The 19,476-nt window shown below is 55.5% G+C and carries 18 protein-coding genes; 7 read left to right on the top strand and 11 right to left on the bottom strand.

The window, feature by feature from the left end:
• The first annotated feature begins 35 nt into the window (after positions 1-35).
• A complete protein-coding gene (locus AQS70_RS10280; RefSeq protein ID WP_055102682.1) occupies positions 36-965 on the top strand; it encodes a hypothetical protein in 930 nt (309 codons plus the stop codon).
• A 187-nt stretch (positions 966-1,152) separates the two neighbouring features.
• On the opposite strand, the gene AQS70_RS10275 is transcribed toward AQS70_RS10280, so the two are convergent.
• The 3 genes from AQS70_RS10275 to AQS70_RS10265 form a co-directional block, all read right to left on the bottom strand.
• Positions 1,153-1,743: an HAD family hydrolase gene (locus AQS70_RS10275; RefSeq protein WP_055102681.1), complete on the bottom strand. Its 591-nt coding sequence runs from the start codon at positions 1,741-1,743 to the stop codon at positions 1,153-1,155.
• The gene (tesB, locus tag AQS70_RS10270) at positions 1,740-2,609 is read right to left on the bottom strand and encodes an acyl-CoA thioesterase II (RefSeq protein WP_055102680.1); all 870 of its coding nucleotides are present in this window, start codon (positions 2,607-2,609) and stop codon (positions 1,740-1,742) included. Before tesB ends, AQS70_RS10275 begins: the two co-directional genes overlap by 4 nt.
• 101 nt (positions 2,610-2,710) lie before the next feature.
• A complete protein-coding gene (locus AQS70_RS10265) occupies positions 2,711-3,280 on the bottom strand; it encodes a GNAT family N-acetyltransferase (RefSeq protein ID WP_055102679.1) in 570 nt (189 codons plus the stop codon).
• Between the two features lie 89 nt (positions 3,281-3,369).
• Between AQS70_RS10265 and AQS70_RS10260 the strand changes: the two genes are divergently transcribed.
• Entirely contained in the window at positions 3,370-4,290 is a 921-nt protein-coding gene (locus AQS70_RS10260; protein WP_055102678.1) for a histone deacetylase family protein, read from the top strand.
• A gap of 259 nt (positions 4,291-4,549) precedes the next feature.
• Positions 4,550-5,785, top strand: coding sequence for a TIGR03862 family flavoprotein (locus AQS70_RS10255; protein ID WP_055102677.1), 1,236 nt, complete (start codon positions 4,550-4,552; stop codon positions 5,783-5,785).
• A gap of 56 nt (positions 5,786-5,841) precedes the next feature.
• On the opposite strand, the gene AQS70_RS10250 is transcribed toward AQS70_RS10255, so the two are convergent.
• The 5 genes from AQS70_RS10250 to AQS70_RS10230 all read right to left on the bottom strand — a co-directional run bounded on the left by AQS70_RS10250 (position 5,842) and on the right by AQS70_RS10230 (position 10,285).
• The gene (locus AQS70_RS10250) at positions 5,842-7,179 is read right to left on the bottom strand and encodes an RNA helicase RhlE1 (protein ID WP_055102676.1); all 1,338 of its coding nucleotides are present in this window, start codon (positions 7,177-7,179) and stop codon (positions 5,842-5,844) included.
• Between the two features lie 67 nt (positions 7,180-7,246).
• A complete protein-coding gene (yedA, locus tag AQS70_RS10245) occupies positions 7,247-8,137 on the bottom strand; it encodes a drug/metabolite exporter YedA (protein ID WP_055102675.1) in 891 nt (296 codons plus the stop codon).
• 203 nt (positions 8,138-8,340) lie between these two features.
• Positions 8,341-8,952, bottom strand: coding sequence for a 3'-5' exonuclease (locus AQS70_RS10240; RefSeq protein ID WP_055102674.1), 612 nt, complete (start codon positions 8,950-8,952; stop codon positions 8,341-8,343).
• A 28-nt stretch (positions 8,953-8,980) separates the two neighbouring features.
• Complete coding sequence (locus AQS70_RS10235; protein ID WP_055102673.1) at positions 8,981-9,457, bottom strand: NYN domain-containing protein; 477 nt, start codon at positions 9,455-9,457, stop codon at positions 8,981-8,983.
• A gap of 126 nt (positions 9,458-9,583) precedes the next feature.
• A complete protein-coding gene (locus tag AQS70_RS10230) occupies positions 9,584-10,285 on the bottom strand; it encodes a DUF2076 domain-containing protein (RefSeq protein ID WP_055102672.1) in 702 nt (233 codons plus the stop codon).
• Between the two features lie 177 nt (positions 10,286-10,462).
• Between AQS70_RS10230 and AQS70_RS10225 the strand changes: the two genes are divergently transcribed.
• Positions 10,463-11,122: a YciC family protein gene (locus AQS70_RS10225; protein ID WP_055102671.1), complete on the top strand. Its 660-nt coding sequence runs from the start codon at positions 10,463-10,465 to the stop codon at positions 11,120-11,122.
• 90 nt (positions 11,123-11,212) lie between these two features.
• A complete protein-coding gene (locus tag AQS70_RS10220) occupies positions 11,213-12,295 on the top strand; it encodes an endonuclease/exonuclease/phosphatase family protein (RefSeq protein WP_055102670.1) in 1,083 nt (360 codons plus the stop codon).
• 112 nt (positions 12,296-12,407) lie between these two features.
• On the opposite strand, the gene AQS70_RS10215 is transcribed toward AQS70_RS10220, so the two are convergent.
• Complete coding sequence (locus tag AQS70_RS10215) at positions 12,408-13,730, bottom strand: MFS transporter (protein ID WP_055102669.1); 1,323 nt, start codon at positions 13,728-13,730, stop codon at positions 12,408-12,410.
• 595 nt (positions 13,731-14,325) lie between these two features.
• Here AQS70_RS10215 and AQS70_RS10210 point away from each other — a divergent pair.
• A complete protein-coding gene (locus AQS70_RS10210) occupies positions 14,326-15,213 on the top strand; it encodes a LysR substrate-binding domain-containing protein (RefSeq protein ID WP_055102668.1) in 888 nt (295 codons plus the stop codon).
• A 146-nt stretch (positions 15,214-15,359) separates the two neighbouring features.
• Entirely contained in the window at positions 15,360-16,565 is a 1,206-nt protein-coding gene (locus AQS70_RS10205; RefSeq protein ID WP_055102667.1) for a LysR family transcriptional regulator, read from the top strand.
• Between the two features lie 239 nt (positions 16,566-16,804).
• On the opposite strand, the gene AQS70_RS10200 is transcribed toward AQS70_RS10205, so the two are convergent.
• Complete coding sequence (locus tag AQS70_RS10200) at positions 16,805-18,034, bottom strand: OprD family porin (protein WP_055102666.1); 1,230 nt, start codon at positions 18,032-18,034, stop codon at positions 16,805-16,807.
• Positions 18,035-18,124: 90 nt separating this feature from the next.
• The gene (locus AQS70_RS10195) at positions 18,125-19,438 is read right to left on the bottom strand and encodes a dicarboxylate/amino acid:cation symporter (protein WP_055102665.1); all 1,314 of its coding nucleotides are present in this window, start codon (positions 19,436-19,438) and stop codon (positions 18,125-18,127) included.
• Positions 19,439-19,476: the final 38 nt, after the last annotated feature.

The raw sequence follows: 19,476 nt of genomic DNA, 5'->3' as shown, positions 1-19,476 counted from the left end.
CATGGGTATGTCTGTTAGCGGCTTGCTCGACAGCGATGGCAGCAGAACAGGGGGTTAAGGTGCTGAGCCCCGATCAACTCCAGATCGGCTCCGGCCAATTGAGCATCGGCCTCAGTCAACAGTGGAACCGGCCACTGCCCACTGTGCAACGGGCGCTGATTGTGATTCATGGCCGTTTGCGCAATGCTCAGACTTATTTGCACAGTGGCGAGACTGCCGCGACACAAGCCGGGCAGTTGTCCACAACCTTGGTGATTGCGCCGCAGTTTCTCAATGAAAGTGACGGCACTCGCCATTCGTTGCCCAGTAACGTGCTGCGCTGGCACGCCAACGACTGGATGGCGGGCGCCCCCGCCGTGGGCCCGACGCCGTTGAGTTCATACGCCGCGCTGGACCAGATCCTTCAGCGCCTGGGCGACCGTAGCCTGTTCCCTAATCTGCGCGAGGTGGTGATTGCCGGGCATTCTGGCGGCGCTCAAGTGGTGCAGCGCTATGCCTTGACCACCCAGGCGGACAAATCGCTGGAGGCCGAAGGCATTAAGGTGCGCTTTGTAATCGCCAATCCATCGTCTTACGCTTACTTCAACGCACAGCGTCCGGTGCCGACCTTTGATCCGGCTGCCTGCCCCGGTTTTAACACGTGGAAATACGGGCTTAAAGACTTACCTGCCTACGCGGCAGGCCAGAAACACCACACGCTTGAGCACAACTACGTCAGCCGTGACATAACCTATTTGCTCGGCGCTAACGACACGGACCCCAACCACCCCGCGCTGGATAAAAGCTGCGAGGCCCAAGCCCAAGGTGCCTACCGTTTGATACGCGGGCATGACTACGTTGACTATTTGAACCAACGCCATCCGCAGGGCCTCAATCAACGCCTGATTGAAGTGCCGGGCGTAGGGCACAACGGCGATCAGATGTTCACTTCGCCAGAAGGGCAAAAAGTGTTATTTGCAAGGTAGGCTAAATCTGGACTGCCCCCCAAAAGATCGCAGCCTGCGGCAGCTCCTACAGGGGGTTGAAACCCAATTAACAGAGCCTCAGCAAGGCAAGCACCCGCCACTGCTCGTAGGAGCTGCCGAGGAACGAAGGCTGCGATCTTTTGATCTTTAAAAGTAAAGATCGCAGCCTGCGGCAGCTCCTACGGGATTATTTCACTAGCCGGTGCAAGTCACGGCAGTCTTTAGCATGCCAGTCGGTCAACTCGGGCCAAGGGTTGTCTGGAACGTTAACCAAGACGGTTTGGCTGCCCGCCGCACGTCCGCACTCCAAGTCAAAACGGTAATCCCCCACCATCACCATGCTCGACGGTTGCACCTGCCAAGCCTTTGCCAATTTCAGCAGGCCATCCGGGTCGGGTTTGTGCGCGGCGTTTTCACGCCCCAACACGTCTTGGGGCGCAAAGCATTCATCCAGGCCAATGGCCTTGAGCGTGATGTACGCCAGCTCTTGGGCATTGCGGGTCAGCACGCCCAAGCGATAACCCCGAGCGGCCAGTTCGCGTACCAGTTCAACGGCACCGGGCGCAGCCGTTGAAGCCAACGCCAGCTCACGTTCATGCTCGAGTAGCCAAGCATGTTTGGCCGCCGCTTCGTCAGCCGGTAGGCCGTTGAGGTGGGTCAGGATGTCGTCTTCGGGGGCAATGGCCAGCGCCACGCGAATCGCGGCAAAGTCATGCACCGCGAGGGTCAGGGTGCCATCCATGTCGAACACCCAATGCTTAACGTCCTTGAGTGTCATGCCCAGTCCTTGCGGTGGCGGATCAAACCTTCCTGCGTCACCGAGGCGACCAACTTGCCCGCACGGTTATAGACGCTACCTCGCGAAAAACCACGGGAATTGCCCGCCCACGGGCTGTCCATGGCGTAGAGCAACCAGTCATCAATGCGCAGTTCGCCATGGAACCACAGCGCGTGGTCGAGGCTGGCCACCTGCATATCTTTTTGCCACACGCCTTTGCCGTGGGGCAGCAGTGAGGTAGTCAGCAAACCGAAGTCTGAGGCGTACGCCAGCAGGTATTTGTGCAGGGCCAAGTTGTCCGGCAATGTGCCGTCAGCGCGAAACCAAACATATTTAATCGGGTCGCTGACGCTGGGGTTGAACGGATCTTCACCGACCACCGGACGAAACTCGATGGGCTTGGCACACAGCAGCTTTTCACGCATCGACTCAGGAATCAGGTGCGCACGCTGGCGAATCATATCCAGCTCAGAGGGCAGGTTTTCTGGCCCCACCACGTCAGGCATCGAGGTTTGATGTTCAAAGCCACTCTCGTCGTATTGAAACGAAGCGCTGCTGGTGAAAATCGGCTGGCCCTTTTGGATAGCCGTCACCCGGCGAGTGCTGAAACTGCCGCCGTCGCGCACCCGGTCAACTTGGTAAACCACCGGCAAGCTGGCATCACCCGGGCGCAAAAAATAACCGTGCAATGAATGCACGTGTCGAGCGTCTTCTACGGTCTGGCTCATGGCAGACAGTGATTGCCCAAGCACTTGCCCACCAAACAACTGGCGGAAACCTAAGTCTTGGCTGCTGCCGCGAAAGAGGTTTTCTTCAATCGGTTCAAGGGTCAGCAAGTTGACCAGATCATCCAACACTTGGCTCATTCAGACTCTCCTCACACAGAGCAATACCGTCGCAATCTTCGCTACGTCGGCCTACAAAATTGGGGCTACTCCCACAAACAGACAGTTGGGAAGCGGCCAGTTTAACCGTGTAACGTTTCAAGCCACTGTGCCCGCGAAATGCGATAGAGCACATGTGGCCTTAAAGGATGACCTTCATCCAGCCTGGGATGTTCAAAGCTCCCTTCAAGGTCACATTGCATGCCGATGGCTTGCATGACCTTCTGCGACGGCAGATTAGGCTCGCTGGTGAACGACACCACTTGATCCAGCGCCAGTCGATCAAAGGCGCAACGCAACACCGCCCACGCTGCCTCACTGGCGTAGCCTAACCCCCAATATTCAGGAGCAAGGCGCCAGCCTATTTCAACGGCCGGAGTGAATGCAGCGGCAAAACTGACATTCAACAGCCCTGTGCAGCCAATGAAGGCGCCGGTCTCATTGTGCTCCAGTGCCCACATTCCGTAGCCGTATTCGGCAAAATGGCCGCGAAACCGGCCGATTAATGCAGCGCTTTCAAGACGGCTCAAGGGGGCCGGAAAGTAACGCATCACTTTAGGATCAGCACACAGGGCAGCGAACGCTGGCAAGTCGGTGTCACGCCAAAGACGCAACCGCAACCGCGGGCTTTCCAGCTCTTTAATCTGCTCCATCAGACCTCTCCATGGTTACCGGGCTTTCCAAGTGCTCAGCAGTGTACAGCGCTGTTAATATCCAGCGCTCGTTCCGACGTGAAATCCTTATGCCTGTACCGCTGATTTACCACGAAGACTACAGCCCAGAGTTCCCTGCAGAACATCGCTTCCCGATGGACAAGTTCCGCTTGCTGCGCGATCACCTGATCGACACCGGACTGACCCGTGATGCCGACCTGCTACGCCCCGAACTGTGCCCTGTGGATATCCTCGCGCTGGCCCACGATCGCGCCTATATCGAGCGTTACATGGCAGGCGAACTGGCCCGCGAAGATCAACGCCGTCTAGGTTTGCCCTGGAGTGAAGCCCTGGCGCGACGAACCATCCGAGCGGTGGGCGGCTCGTTACTGGCCGCCGAACAGGCGCTTGCGCACGGGTTAGCGTGCCACTTGGCCGGCGGCACCCATCACGCGCATTACGATCACCCAGCGGGCTTTTGCATCTTCAATGACCTCGCGGTGATCAGCCATTACCTGCTGGAAAGCGGCCGCGTTAACCGGGTGCTGATTTTTGACTGTGATGTGCATCAGGGTGATGGGACGGCGCGGATTCTGGAGCACACCCCCGACGCTATTACCGTCTCTTTGCACTGCGAAAAGAATTTTCCGGCACGCAAGGCACACAGTGACTGGGACATTGGCTTGCCCATGGGCATGGGCGACTCCGAGTACCTGCAAGTGGTCGATGAAGCGCTGAATTATCTGTTGCCGTTGTATCAACCGGACTTGGTGCTGTACGACGCGGGTGTCGATGTGCATAAAGATGATGCGCTCGGTTATTTGAAGCTGACCGACGCGGGCGTGGCGGCGCGTGACGAGCGTGTGCTGCGCCATTGTCTGGGCCGAGATATTCCGGTGATGGGCGTGATTGGCGGCGGTTACAGCAAAGACCGCAAGGCGTTGGCCCGTCGCCACGGGATCTTGCACCACAGTGCGCAAAAGGTCTGGTTGTCATCAGGCGGTCATTAAGCCCTGAATCTTTTACCCACAATGCCTGTGGAACTGCCTGTGGATAACCTGAGTGAAAGCCCTTGCAGGCCACAGCGCTCATGGCCTGCAAGAAGCTGTACGTTTTTCGTACAGCCATAATTCCCGTTGGATCTGCCGAAGACTGCGGTCTTTTAATTTTCAACATCCAAAGATCGCAGCCTTCGGCAGCTCCTACGGGTAAGTCGTTACCCCAGTCAGGTAGAATGCGCGGCTTATTTCGCCGATTTGCAGCCTTGCCATGACCGAGCCAACGTCCTCCCCTTCCCCGCACGTCGCCATTATTGGCGGTGGCCCCGCTGGTTTGATGGCTGCCGAAGTGTTGAGCCAAGCGGGTGTGCAGGTTGATCTGTATGACGCCATGCCTTCAGTCGGTCGCAAGTTTTTGCTGGCCGGGGTTGGCGGCATGAACATCACTCACTCCGAGGCTTACCCGGCTTTTTTATCGCGTTATGCCGAGCGCGCCCCCTCTATCGCTCCCTTGCTGCGGGCGTTTGATGCCCAAGCCTTGTGCCAGTGGATCCACGATTTAGGCATTGAAACCTTTATCGGCAGCTCAGGCCGGGTGTTCCCCACCGATATGAAAGCCGCACCGTTGTTGCGCGCTTGGCTCAAGCGCCTGCGTGAGTCCGGGGTAGTTATCCACACCCGTCATCGCTGGCTGGGTTGGCAAGCTGATGGGCAGTTACGCATCGACAGCGCCGAAGGCGAAAAAAGCCTCAAACCGGATGCAGTGCTACTGGCGCTGGGCGGCGGCAGCTGGGCCCGGTTGGGTTCTGACGGCGCGTGGATGCCGCTGCTGGCCGCACGCGGAGTCGAACTGGCAGCGTTGCAGCCCAGCAATTGCGGGTTTGATGTTGAAGGTTGGAGCGAGGTATTACGCAGTAAATTCGCCGGGGCACCGTTGAAGAATATCGCCATTGCGCTGGAAAACAGCACTCCGCGCTTGGGCGAATGCGTGATCACGGCCAGCGGCATAGAAGGCAGTTTGATTTATGCCTGGTCCGCGCCGATACGCGAGGCGATCAACCAGCACGGCGCAGCCACGGTGTTGATAGATCTATTGCCCAATAAGTCTGTGGATAAAGTAGAAGCGGCCTTGGCCAAACCACGCGGCTCACGCTCGATGAGCAAGCATTTGCACAGCCAACTGGGCCTGGAAGGAGTGAAAGCAGCGTTGCTTCGCGAGTTAGCCTCGGCTGACGCTTTCAACCACCCGGCACACTTGGCCAAAGCAATCAAAGCCCTGCCCCTAACCTTGATCAAACCTCGCCCCTTGGACGAAGCCATCAGCAGCGCGGGCGGCGTGCGCTTTGAAGCAATGGATCAAAACCTGATGCTTAAAGCTCTGCCCGGAGTGTTCTGCGCAGGCGAAATGCTGGACTGGGAAGCCCCAACCGGCGGCTATTTGCTCACAGGCTGCTTTGCCAGCGGGCGCGCGGCGGGGTTGGGGCTTTTGAGCTGGCTGAAACGCTAATGAATGGGTAGGAGCGAGCTTGCTCGCGAGCTTTTAAAAAACCGCGAGCACGTGCGTCATGGCTTGCGCTTGCGGGGGCCAGTGTTGAATACCGGGACTTTGCGCACCGGCTTGACCGATGGCTCTGCCGGGGCCACGTCGCCGCTATCGACCCACTTGCCTAAGTTACGCTTGCCGCCACCGCCGGAGGTTTTAGGCTTTTTCGGCTTTTTCGGCTTTTTGACCACCTGACCCGACGCATCGGTTTGCGGCACACGGTGCTCAGGCTCGAAGTCTGGCTCTTCATGGCGGGTCAAAGTCTGGCGGGTTAACACCTCAATCGCAGACAACATGTTCACTTCGTCGGCACACACCAGCGAAATCGCCTCACCTTTTTGCCCTGCTCGGCCAGTACGGCCAATGCGGTGAATGTAGTCTTCCGCCACGATGGGCAAGTCGAAGTTCACCACCAGCGGCAGATCGTCGATGTCCAGACCGCGAGCGGCAACATCGGTGGCCACCAGAATCTGTATGTCGCTGGCTTTGAAACGATCCAACGCCCGTTGCCGAGTAGCCTGTGGCTTATCGCCATGGATGCCGTCAGCGTTAATCCCCAGACCTTGCAGCTTGCCGACCAGTTCGTCCACGCCGTTACGGGTCTTGGCGAACACCAACACTTGCTTCCAATGCTGAGTGCGCAGCAAATGCAAAAACAGCTCGGCCTTGCGCTTTTTATCGACCGGGATCACCCACTGTTTAACGCTGCTGGCCGCGACGTTACGCGGGCTGACTTCAATGCTCAGCGGGTTGTCGAGCATTTGCTCGGCCAACAGGCGGATCGCATCAGAGAACGTCGCTGAAAACAGTAAGGTCTGGCGTTTTTTAGGCAGCGCACGATAAATATCGCGCAGTTCTTCGGAGAAACCGAGGTCGAGCATGCGATCGGCTTCATCGAGAATCAGGGTTTGCAATTGATTGAACTTGATTGCGTTCTGGCGATACAGATCAAGCAAGCGACCGGGCGTGGCGACCAGCACATCAACCCCTTTGCGCAACTTCATCATTTGCGGGTTGATGCTGACACCGCCGTACACCGCATAGGTGCTCAGTGGCAGGTGTTCGGCGTACTGGCGAATGTTTTCGTGAACCTGTTCGGCCAGCTCGCGAGTGGGCACCAAGACTAACGCGCGGATCGAGTTGCTGGTGACTTTGGGGCCTTCCATGGTCAGCAATTGCAGCAACGGCAAGGCAAAGCCGCCTGTTTTGCCGGTGCCCGTCTGGGCTGCCGCCATCAGGTCGCGGCCTGCCAGCACTGCGGGAATTGCTTGGGCCTGAACCGGGGTTGGGGTCTTGTAGCCGAGCGTCTCAAGGGCGCGCAGCAAGGGCTCGATCAGGCCAAGGGTGGCGAATGTCATGGGAATACCGTCGAAAAGGGTCAGCGCAGAGGTGCATAAGGTGCAATGGCGCGCAGTTTACCCTAATTCAGAGGGTTTTCTGCTTGCGCCACTGCGGCAACCCGATCAACACCACGGCGCTGATGATGACCGCCATCGCCAGACACTCTTCGACACCAATGCTCTCCCCCGCAAATACGATACCCAGCATCACCGCCACCGCCGGGTTCACATAGGCATAACTGGTCGCGGCAGCCGGACGTACGTTTTTTAGCAGGTACATATAAGCGCTGAAGGCGATGATCGAGCCGAAGAACACCAGATACAGCAACGCCCCCCAACCGGCGGCGGTTGGTAGATGAGTCATGCGTTCGCCACTGAGCAGGCTGGCGATCAACAGCACCGCGCCCGCCGTGATCATTTCAGCGGCGCTGGCCATGGCTCCGGCGGGCAAGGGTAAGTGGCGGCTCCATACCGATCCAAACGCCCAGGCTGCGGCGGCAAATAAGATCATCGCGGCGCCCAGCGGGCTGGATTGCAGGTTAGAGCCGAGGTTAAGCATGGCGATGCCGATCAGCCCGAGGGCGATACCTGCCCATTCCAAACGGGTATTGCGTGCACCCCAAAAATAGCCAAAGAGCAACGTGAACAAAGGCACGGTGGCCACAGCCAAGGCGGCGACCCCAGAAGCCACGCCCGAATGCTCGGCCAACGTCACCCCTCCGTTGCCGCAAGCTAGTAACAAAAAGCCGATCATGGCTGCCGAGCGCCATTGCACCAGAGTCGGTGTTGGCGCCCCACGCCAGCGCATAAAGCCATACATCAAACAGCCCGCCACGAGGAACCGCACACCCGCCATCATCAACGGCGGCCACGACTCGATACCGATGCGAATCACCAGATAGGTCGACCCCCAAATCACGTACAACGCAAAGAAAGCACCGATCAGTTGTAAGGGGAAACGACGTGCGGCAGACATGAAGGCAGCTCGAAAGGCAAAGACAGAAGACTGCCAATTCTAGTCAATGCACTGAGAAATAATAAGAAACAAAACGCAGTAAAAGTGGCCGTACACTTTTTCTGACCCGTCCAACTGTGGAGGCTGCGATCTTTTGCGTTTAAAGATCAAAAGATCGCGAGCAATCGAGCGTCAAACAGCTCTTGCTAAAGAGAGGGCGGAGTTTAGAACCCGCGATAGCGCTTGAGATGGTCGTTGATCTTCGCCGCCGGGACTTTTTGCAAGCCACACAACAGGTCGTGGGTCAGGGCTTTCACCCCGTGTTTGTGGCGCAACTCTTGAGCCAGATAGGCCGTCAGGTTAGCCGCCATTTCAGCATCAGCCATGGCCCGGTGAGCCTGCCCGGTGTGGGGTAAATCTGCGAAGGTGGTGAGGGTGCCAAGCTTGTGATTAGGTGCAGCAGGCATTAACCGCCGGGCGAGCAATAATGAGCAGGCAAAGTTCTGTAAACGGGTGCGCTTGATGCGGCCCATTTCAAAGTCCCAGAACTTTTGGTCAAATGCCGCGTTATGCGCCACCAGCGGGGTGATGCCGACAAACTCGTTCACTTCGTTCATCACCCGCTCGGCAGGCGGCGCGGTGCGCAGCATGGCGTTGCTGATGCCGGTCAGTTGTTCAATAAAGCCCGGGACCCGAACACCTGTGTTCATCAGGCTTTGGTAACGCTCGACGATGCGTCCCTGTTCAAGAATAACCACCGCAATTTCAGTGGCCCGGCAGGTGCTGCTCGGCGAGAGGCCGGTGGTTTCAAAGTCGATGACCGCAATGCGTTCCAAACCTGATCAATCCTGTAAAAAGTGAGCGTTACTTCAGCAGCAAGCGGCCTTCAATCGGCACATAGCGAGTGGCTGCGCGAATCAAGGAGTTGGCGGTTAGGCCGGGCACGCCATATGCCACGGTTTCGACTCCGTGTTTGCTGGCGATGCGCTCAAGCAACAAGTCAAAATCACCGTCCCCCGACGCCAGCACCACTTCGTCCACGTGTGGGGCGCAGTCCATGATGTCGATGGTAATGCCCACGTCCCAGTCGCCCTTGGCCGAGCCATCGCTGCGCTGGATGTAAGGCTTAAGTTTTACCGTGAAGCCTAAGTTGCGCAGAATTTGCTGAAATTGCTGCTGCTTGCTGTCGCCACGATCTATGGCATAGGCGTAGGCATCGACAATTTCACCGTGTTTGCTGATGTCAGCCCACAACGCAGCGTAATTGAAATGGCACCCATAAGCCTGGCGAACCGTGTAATAGAGGTTCTGCACATCGGCGAAGACCGCAATTTTTTTCAACGGCAAACCTCATCAGGCCCAAGCAAGCGGGCACGTGGCTGAAAACAAGGCTGCAGTATGCCAGCCTGTAGAGGGTTTGCACGGAGAAACCGCCCAGCGTGCTGTCACACACCGGGCGTTGAGCGGTCAGACGAAGGAATCATCGTCAGAATAGAAGCTATCGTCGTCGTAACCGACGTCTTCAATACCAGACTGGTCGTTGTTAGCAAATTGCTGGCTATCGTCGCCCCAGCCATTGCCAGCTGTGGAGGTCGGCTCTTCGATGATTTCTTCAACCACTTGCGGCTGTTGGTGATGGTTGAACAAGCTGCTGATGCCCTGCGCCAGCATCACGCCACCCGCCACACCGGCGGCGGTTTTCAAGGCGCCACCGAGAAATCCGCTGCCCGCTGCGGCAGGGGCGGCGGCGGGAGGCGCGTAGGCAGAAGGTTGCGCTGGAGTAGAAGGCCCATCGCGCCAACCGCCGGAGCTAGGCGGTGCATTGAATGATGAGGTAGGCGCCGGGGCTGGGGCTGACGCTCGATTGCCGCCACCAAAAAGACCGGACAGAAAGCTGCCTCCTGACGCAGGCGCTGAAGCAGTAGGAGCCGCCGCGGCTCGGGCTTGCTCCAGTTCGGCTTGCAGTTGTTTGTTCTGTTGATCCAGCTGCTTGATCGCCGCTTCTTGCACCAGAATCGTCTGCGTCATGAAGTAAGGCGCCAACGGCTGGCGCGCAATGTGTTCGTTGATCAGCGACTGCGCTTGAGCGTCTCGAGAGGGTGCCTCTCTTTCAGCCTGCTGCAAACGGGTAAATAGCCCATCAATCAGGGTTTGCTCTTCGCTGTGCATGACGACCTCGTTCGATTGTCGAAAAAAACTGCTGACTGCAAAAATACAGTAGGCGCTCAAACGTTATGGGGACGTTACGAGAAGTTTCAACAGCCATCTAGAACGGTTTGCATTTGCTTACCGTTAGGGGTGATCGGTTAAAGTGGCGCTCTGTTTTTGGACTGCTGAAACCCAACAATGAATCCGCTTACCGTTCTTCGTGACTCTCTGTATTTCTTCCAGCGTAACCTGGGCCAAGTCATCACCCTGTGCTTGCCGCTGGTGATTCTTGAAGCCGTGCTGCAACACGTTGTCAACAAGGCGGTGGGGCCGAATGCTTCACAGGGTTATGCGTTGGTCCTCGGCTTACTGGTGTACCCGCTGTACACCGCGGCATTGATTCTGTTTCTCGATGCACGCAGCCGGGGCGAAAGCCCAAGCAATCGCAACCTGCTAGCCCATGCGCTCATGCTGTGGCCAAGGTTCGCACTACTTGCCGCCATCAGTACGTTGCTGATTGTGCTGGGGCTTTCAATGTTCTTTATTCCAGGGATTTACCTGACCGTGGTCCTCGCGTTTGCCGAGTACAACTTGGTGCTTCGCGGCCAAGCACCGCTGACGGCGATCAAGTCGAGCCTGATCATGAGTCGAGGCCATTTCTGGCGAATTTTCGTCTGCATTCTGGCGGTTATGGCGCCTCTGCTGGCACTCAAGCAATTAAGCTTTTCGCTGACCCCGGCTGACGACAATGCGCTGATTTCTGTGGCCTTAGAGAGCTTCAATAGTTTTCTACAGTTGTTTCTTTCTGTAGTTTTATTCCGGCTGTTTATGCTGACCAGTGAAAATTCCGACTCATAGTCAAGAAAACTTCCTATACAGAGGCCCTTGGGGTGCCGTGCTGCCGTCAGGTATGCTCGGCAACTTCTTAGCCCCTCATAAGCCGAGCCCATGCCACGCATACTGCGCCCCACTGTATTAGGTTTGCTGCTGACTTCAGCGGTTGTGGCTGGCCTGATTTACAGCGTTACGTGGCGGCCAGCCCCTAAAGAGGTGTTGCCTGTCAGTTGTCCTGTCGGCGCGCCCACGTTAGTGGCCGGGCAAGCTATCAAGATCATGACGTGGAACGTGCAATACCTGGCCGGTAAGCGCTATGTGTTTTGGTACAACCTGATAGATGGCAGCGGCCCGGATGATCGCCCTACCCGTGAAGACATGGCCTTTAGCCTAGATGAGGTGGCGCGGGTGATTCGCAATGAACAGCCCGACCTGATCTTGCTGCAAGACCTCGATGAAGAAGCCAAGTCCAGCGACTATCAAAACCAGCTCGCACTGTTGCAGGAACGTCTGGCCGACCTTTACCCGTGCAGCACACAGGCTTTTACCTGGAAAGCAGAGTTCGTGCCTGATCGGCACATTTTCGGCAGCGTAGGCCGCAAAATCGTCACCCTCAGCCGTTATCAGATCGAGCATGCCGAACGTCTGCAATTGCCGGTGGCTGACAGCAACCTCATCAGCCGTCAATTCCAACCCAAGCCCGCCATGCTGGTCAGCTATTTGCCGCTCAATGATGGTGGGCAGCTGGTCGCCATCAACACCCAACTCGATACCGCGACGCTCAACAACAGCAACCTGAGACGCCAAATGCAGGCGGCAGCTGCGCTGGTCGACAAATATGAAAGCCAAGGGACGCCCTGGGTAATTGGCGGCAACTTTAACCTGTTGCCAATTGGTCAGTTTTTGCGCCTGCCCGCCGAGCAGCGATTAGGTTACTCGCCTGACAGTGAGCTGCATTTGCTGTGGGAAAAATACCCGATGCTCCCCAGCAACCCGGAAGCAACCGGCATTGATCGCGAACAGTGGCTGACGTACTTTCCGAACAATCCGAAAGTCGACGAGCCTGATCGCACCCTCGATTACCTGTTCTACAGCCCAAAACTGCAACGCGTTGAAGGCTACGTGCGCCAAGAAGACACCCAAGCCATCTCGGATCACTTGCCGGTGGTTGGACGGTTTTTGTTACCGGCCGATTGAGCGCTCAACCCGCCCTAAAACGGGCGTTATTTAGCCAAGCCCAACAAAAACTAAAAGGGCGACAGTTAAACTGTCGCCCTTTTAAGTAACGCGCTATCTATGAGATTGATGGTCAGCCGCGGGTTGGCACCGCGTCACTCACAGGCAGACCTTTTTGCGCTTTTCCACGATCGGAAATAAAGATCAGGGTGGTGAATATGCCCAAGATCGCAAGCCCGGCTAATAAGTACAGGCCACTTTCGTAAGAACCTGTCATTTCTTTGGTCACGCCAATGATGCCCGGCCCAAAAAAACCACCTAGGTTGCCTACCGAGTTGATCAAGGCAATGCCCGCAGCCGCACTGCTACCACTCAGATACAGCGCTGGAAGCGGCCAGAAAGGTCCTTTGCAGCCCATGATGCCGACGGTAGCGACGCACATTGCGATAATCGCCAAGTTGCTGCCACTCAGCCAACCCGCCGCCCCAAGACCACCCGCGATCAACAACAGAGCAAGAATCACGAAGGCTGTGCGCTTGTTGAATCGGTCCGACAGGAAGCCGATCGAAACCATGCCAATGCAGCCCACGATGTACGGAATAGCGGTGATGTAACCGATCTCCATACCGGTGAAGCCTTGCTGCTTAATCATTTGTGGCAGGAACATCGAAAGCCCTACGTTCGCCGCCGTCGCAGTGAAGTAAATGAAGCACAGCGCAAGAATCGACGGATTGCAGAACACTTTCCAGATCGTCGATTGACCGTCCAACGCAGCAGGATGCGCCTTGGCGTCTTTATCCAGCTCGTTCACCAACCACTGACGCTCTTCATCCGAGAGCCAGGCCGCCTGTTTTGGCGAGTCCGGCAAGTACTTGAGTACCACGCCAAACAATAGAACGCCCGGTATCCCTTCAATAATGAAGAGCCACTGCCAGCCTTTTAGCCCCATCAAACCATCAAGCTGCAAAAGCGCAGTCGATACAGGTGCTCCAATCGCCAAGGAGATCGGAATAGAGAGCATGAAGATCGAAATGATCCGCGCGCGATAGCGCACAGGGAACCAGAACGTGAGGTAAAGAATGACCGCTGGGAAAAAACCCGCCTCGGCCACACCTAACAGGAACCGCATGATGAGAAAGCTTTTTGGCCCTTGTACCAATGCCATACACGTGGCGATCAACCCCCACGTAAAGAGGATTCGGGCAATCCAGCGGCGCGCGCCCACTTTGGCCATGAGCAGGTTGCTTGGCACTTCAAACAGGCAATAGCCGACGAAGAATAAACCCGCGCCCCAGCCATACACGGCAGCACTCAAACCAATGTCAGCGTTCATCGTTAGGGCGGCAAACCCCACGTTGACTCGATCCAGATAAGAAATGATGTACAGGCAGATAAGGAGCGGCAAGAGCCTCAGGAAGATCTTGCGCGTTACCTGCTTTTCAATTGCAGTGTTCATAGTTAAGAACTCTTATTTTTTTAGGCTTAATTGATATCTCGGTTTCCCAATGTCTAACTAATCAGGCAAAACAGCTCATCTGGGTTGAGCTTTTATACGCAGTCGGTGGGTCGACGAGGTTTAAACGTCATAAGCTCGAATAATGACAAACGAGTTAGCTATTCTCGATTGCAGTAAGACGCGAAGATTGCCACAGCAACGTCCACATCCAAACCGAATAAAAATGCCTCTATACATGCAGAAAACACATGAATGACTTAAGGGGCGCTGAGCGACCATTGGCGTAGACTGCACCCCAAAGCGCTCAGTAAACCAAGGCTTAAGCCTCTAGAAGCCTTAGCCTAAAGCGCTCACTGCGCACCGACCGGGCTTTGCATGGCGGCTAATGGCTATTTCGACTAAGGTCTTATTTTGCTGAGCGCGGCGTAAAAACTACCCCTTCAGTTCAATATCCGTAGGGGTACATTTTGAGGGGGGTAATTTTACTGTGAGGCGGTTCACGCTATGCTGACTGGGTAAATATCGGATGCTGGCCTTTTGGATTAACGCGCAGCTTTCTCATCACGCTTTATTGCTTCCTTAATTCAGAGTCATCATGAATCCTCGGACACTTAACCCTTCAATCTCGTCTTTGCTGGCCTTCGAAGCCTCTGCTCGACATGGCAGTTTCACGCGCGCAGCCGAAGAACTTAGCCTGTCTCAAAGTGCAGTGAGCCGCCAAGTTCAGTCGTTGGAAGAACTGCTGGGGGTTTTACTGTTCGATAGAATCGGCAGGCATATAACACTCACTGAAGTTGGCCGTATTTATTCATTAGAAGTAGCGGGAGCGCTGGCTCGCATTCGCGACGCAACCATGCAGGCGCTCGCCTACCGAAGTGGCGGTGGATCATTACACCTTGGCGTGTTGCCGACATTTGGCACCAAGTGGTTATTACCGCGGATGAGCGACTTTTACGCGAAACATCCTGAAATTCTGGTGCACATTCACTCGCGGGCGAGCACCGTAGATTTCACCACAACCGGCCTGGATGCCGCCATCTGTGTCGGAGAAGGGCTCTGGCATCACGTGGTGTCGCACAAGCTGTTCGATGAAGAACTGGTTCCGCTGGTGGGGAGTAGCAATACCGAGGCAGAGCGTTATCAATGCGCAGAAGACCTACGTTCTGCCCAGCTCTTGCAGGTAGCGCCGCGCCCTCACCTGTGGCTTGAATGGTTCAAAATGCAAAACTGCCAACCCGGTCGGTTGCGACTGGGCCCGCAATTCGAACTCACAACACACCTGATTCAAGCCGTATCCGCGGGCATTGGCGTCGGGTTATTGCCGCGCTTTTTGGTCAAAGATGAACTGGCCAACAACACCCTGCGCATCCCGTTCGACTCCATTTCACCGACCGGTACAGCCTACTACTTGCTCATCCCGCCGCACAAAGCCAACCACCGGCCTATCGCGGTGTTCAAGGATTGGTTGATGGGCCAGCTATAAGCAGCGCGCCCTGTAGGAGGAATGGATAGAGGCTCGAATACTCGCGATCAAAGAGATGATGCACAGGGCTGCGGGTAATATACTTTTTGTTTATCACGCTTATCTGCGCTCTTGCAGTTCAACTCATTATTGTCAGGAGGATCAAGATGCCTGCGTTATCGCTGCCTGCCCTGATGCAATTGCGCGCCTTTGTGCGTGTCGCCGAACATGGCAGTATTTCTCGTGCATGCGAGTATTTGTTACGTGCGCAATCGGTCATTACTCGATCAATCCTTAATTTGGAAAAGCGCCTCGATGTGACGCTTTTTGAGCGTCACGCGAACGGCATGTTGCTGAGCCCATATGGCAAGGCCATATTGCCCCGTGCACTGCGCATACTCGCCGAACTGGATTCCATTCCCGCGCTGGTTGGGCATGCGCCTCACGAACCCCTGTATTTGTTGCAAACACGGCGTTTGGAAGTCTTCGTCAAACTGTGCGAAACACGCCACATGCAAACCGTTGCCCAAGCGTTCAACCTTACTCAACCGGCGATCAGTGCTTCTCTTAAAATACTGGAGGAAGGCGCTAGCAAAGTGCTCTTTGAGCGTACTGCGCGTGGGCTTCAGCCGACTCAAGCCAGTTACGACATCCTCTACCCCGTGCGTCGTGCTCTGAACGATTTACGCCGTCTGGACGCCGACGTAGCGGCCATCAAAGGCTCGCTCCAAGGGGTAGTGATGGTCGGGGCATTACCGTTGGGACGAACGCGAATTCTGCCGGAGGCCATCGTCCAGTTACTGGAAAAACATCCGGGTGTGCGGGTCGCTACCAACGAAAGTCCGTTCGATCTCTTGGCGCTAGAATTGCGGGCTGGAGATGTCGACTTTGTATTCGGCGCGCTGCGCGCGGATGATTACGCCAGTGATTTGCAGGGCGAAGAGTTGCTTACAGAAGAGATGGTTATCCTTGCCAGAAACGGCCATCCACTCTTAGCAAAGCGCCTGCAAAAGGAGGATCTTAAGGGTATGAGCTGGGTCTTACCGCGTGCTGATACACCGGCAAGATTACTTCTCGAAGCGCATTTCCAACGCATTGGTCAGCCTCCCCCAGAACCCGTTGTCGAGACAGGCGATATGGCAATCATCCGCGGCATGCTTATGCGTTCGGATATGCTGGCCGTGGTGTCGGCACACCAACTGGAATACGAGATCGCGAGTGGTGAGTTACAGGCACTTACCCTTGACCTACAAGATACGCAACGCCCTATTGGTTTGACCTACCGTATTAATGGACTGCCTTCACCAGCGGCTGAGGCATTAATGACCTTGATTCGTGAGGTGACGGGTGCAAAAAGTTACGCGTGTCGATGATAGCTACGCGTAGTCCTCGGAATAATTTTCAATGGCTCGCAGCAAGATCTACCCAAGTTTGTAATAACGCCACGCACTCGAAACGAGATATTGCAACACGCCAACTTGCAACGGCCCGCCCCCGTAGCGGCTAGCCATATTAGAAGTGCATCAAGACGCTATGTAAATCAGGTTGATAACTGATAGAGGCCAACCTGAACGGAGCGCCGTTAAGTCCATTATCATCGGCGCTCTTCAATTTAAAAGAAAGACAACATATAAGTTGCAATCAAGCGCGTTTCATCAATATCTCTGACGTCGTCACTACGATAGGTTGCGTTCCTCAACCGCACAGAAAAGCCCTTAAGCCTCCCCTGAAAGGCGTAGCTCACATCTACATCGCGTTCCCACTCTTTATCTGCACCGGTTTTTTTCAACCCATCGCCGTGGATGTACGCCGTAAAAAAGCTCAGGCCGGGAACACCCAAGGCAGCGAAATCGTAGCCATACCGCAATTGCCAACTACGCTCGCCCGCGCTGCCAAAGTCGTGGTATTGGACGTAGTTGGGTAGGTAGGGGTTATTGATGTAAGGAAAACCAGTATTGCCACCCATGACCTGATAAGCAGCCATGACGCTGTGCCCATTGCCCACGGTATATCCAAACGAAGCGGCGTAGGCCCGGTTATCCACCTCTCCCGCCTTGGCGGCACCAACATCACGGCTGGCGAACGCCCGCAAATCAGTCGTCAGCGTACCGCTCCCTAAGCGTGCTTTATGTGTCAGCCCGACGAACTGTTGGCGGTAGACATCATTAAGCTCGCCATAAAAGTAGGTGGCATTAAGCTCGGGGGTCAGCTTGTAGGTGCCACCACCATATCGGTAATGGTCACCGATGCCAGCGGCGCTGTAACGCCCTTCTTTCACAGCTAGGCTGATGTCCTGCTGATCGGTAGAGTCTGGCGCGGTTGTCTTGTCAAATTGGGCCAAGCTTATAGTCAGACGATCTACGTCGGTGGAATTGAGCTGCCACCCCTGAAACGTCTGAGGCACCAATCGGCTGTTATTGAATTGCAGCACCGGAACCTTTGGTAAGGATATGCCATACCGTAATGTCGTTTGAGACACCTTGATTTTGGCGCCGTAGCCTGCTTTTGAATACTCGTCGGCGGCCCTACCAGAGGCGCGCTTGGGAAGCAGGCCGCTACCGGTTCGATCCGGGCTCGAGTCCAACTTGAAACCAGCAAGGAACATTGCATCGGCACCAAAACCGATGAGGCCCGGTGTGTATCCCGATTCGTAATTGACGAAAATACCTTGAGCCCATTCTTCTTTTTTGGACACGCCAGTACCTTGGCGATAATCACCGTTGTAATAGAAGTTACGGGCATCCACAGAGATCTTGCTATCGGCAATAAACCCCTGCGCCATTGAGTTGTTGATATAAAAAAATACCGGGGTGAGAAGTGCAAGTTGTAAGGCGCGATTCATTTTTATTATTTTCCTGACGCAAGGAGTCGCTGCTCGGTGGAGGACCGAACAGGACTTTTTAAAGAAGGGGTATTCGATACAGCGAAAGGTTTAAGCCTTGGTACCCAGTTCCTTCGCGAGCTGAGTACGATCCAGTTCCTTTTCCCATGCCGAGACAACCAATGCAGCAACACCGTTACCCACAAGGTTGGTCATAGCCAGCCCGGTCCCCATGAAACGGTGAATACCCAAGATCAAAACCATTCCCGCCACGGGTACGAGCGGCACCACCATCAACGTACTGGTTAACATGACGAAAGCCGCACCGGAGACACCGCTAGCGCCTTTTGAGGTGAGCATGGCTACGATCACCAACGTCAGTTGCTGAGACAGTGAGAGGTCAACATTGAGTGCTTGGGCAATAAAGAGCACCGCCATTGTCAGGTAGATGTTCGTCCCGTCGAGGTTAAAGGAGTAACCCGTAGGAATGACCAAGCCAACAACTGACTTAGAGCAACCTAGCTTTTCCATCTTTTCCATGATCTGTGGCAATACCACCTCTGAGGAGCTTGTACCTAGTACAACCAATAGCTCTTCTTTGATATAGGAAATGAAGCGCAAAATACTAAACCCGCAGAACCGCGCAACTCCACCCAAAACCAAGATCACGAATAAGACGCAAAGAACGTAGAAGCTACCGACCAGTTTCATTAGAGGGAGCAGTGAGCCGACGCCATAAGTGCCTACCGTAAATGCGATGGCGCCAAATGCCCCGACGGCAGAGAGCTTGGCAATGATATGGACGATGCGAAAGAACACACCGGACAAGCCTTCGATCATGTCGTACACCGGCTTGCCCTTCTCACCCATCGCTGACAATGAGCACCCGAACAACACTGACACCAGCAATATGCAAAGCACATTGCCTTCGGCAAAGGCCTGCACGAATGTCGACGGGATAATTCCCATCAGAAAATCGACCATGTGCATGTGCTGTGCTTTCTCGGCGAAGCCAGTGACCGCCGACGCGTCCAGTGTGTTCACGTCGACATTGAAACCGGCCCCCGGATTGAACAGGTGACCACCGATGAGGCCGATGAGCAATGACACCGTTGAGATGACTTCGAAGTAGAGCAGCGCCTTGCCGCCCACTCGCCCAACCTTTTTCAGGTCTCGCATGCCTGCAATTCCGGTGACGACTGTGCAGAAAACCACAGGCCCGATGATCATCTTGATCAGCTTGATAAAGGCATCACCCAAGGGCTTGAGGTCCGCCGCAAAAGTGGGCCAGAAGTGGCCGACGGCAACACCGGCGAGAATCCCGAGAAGGACTTGGAAATACATCGCGCGGTAGAACGGCGGTTTGGTCTTCGCGACCACGGGAATGGTCACGTCGGCCTGAGCAGGTGCAGGGCTAGGGTTCATGGCGTTCACTCACTGAAAGTCTTATTTTTGGAGATGCA

The organism is Pseudomonas endophytica, from assembly GCF_001411475.1.
Lineage (GTDB): Bacteria > Pseudomonadota > Gammaproteobacteria > Pseudomonadales > Pseudomonadaceae > Aquipseudomonas > Aquipseudomonas endophytica.
Note: the sequence above shows the minus strand (reverse complement) of the source record. Positions and strands in the feature narration are given on the sequence as shown.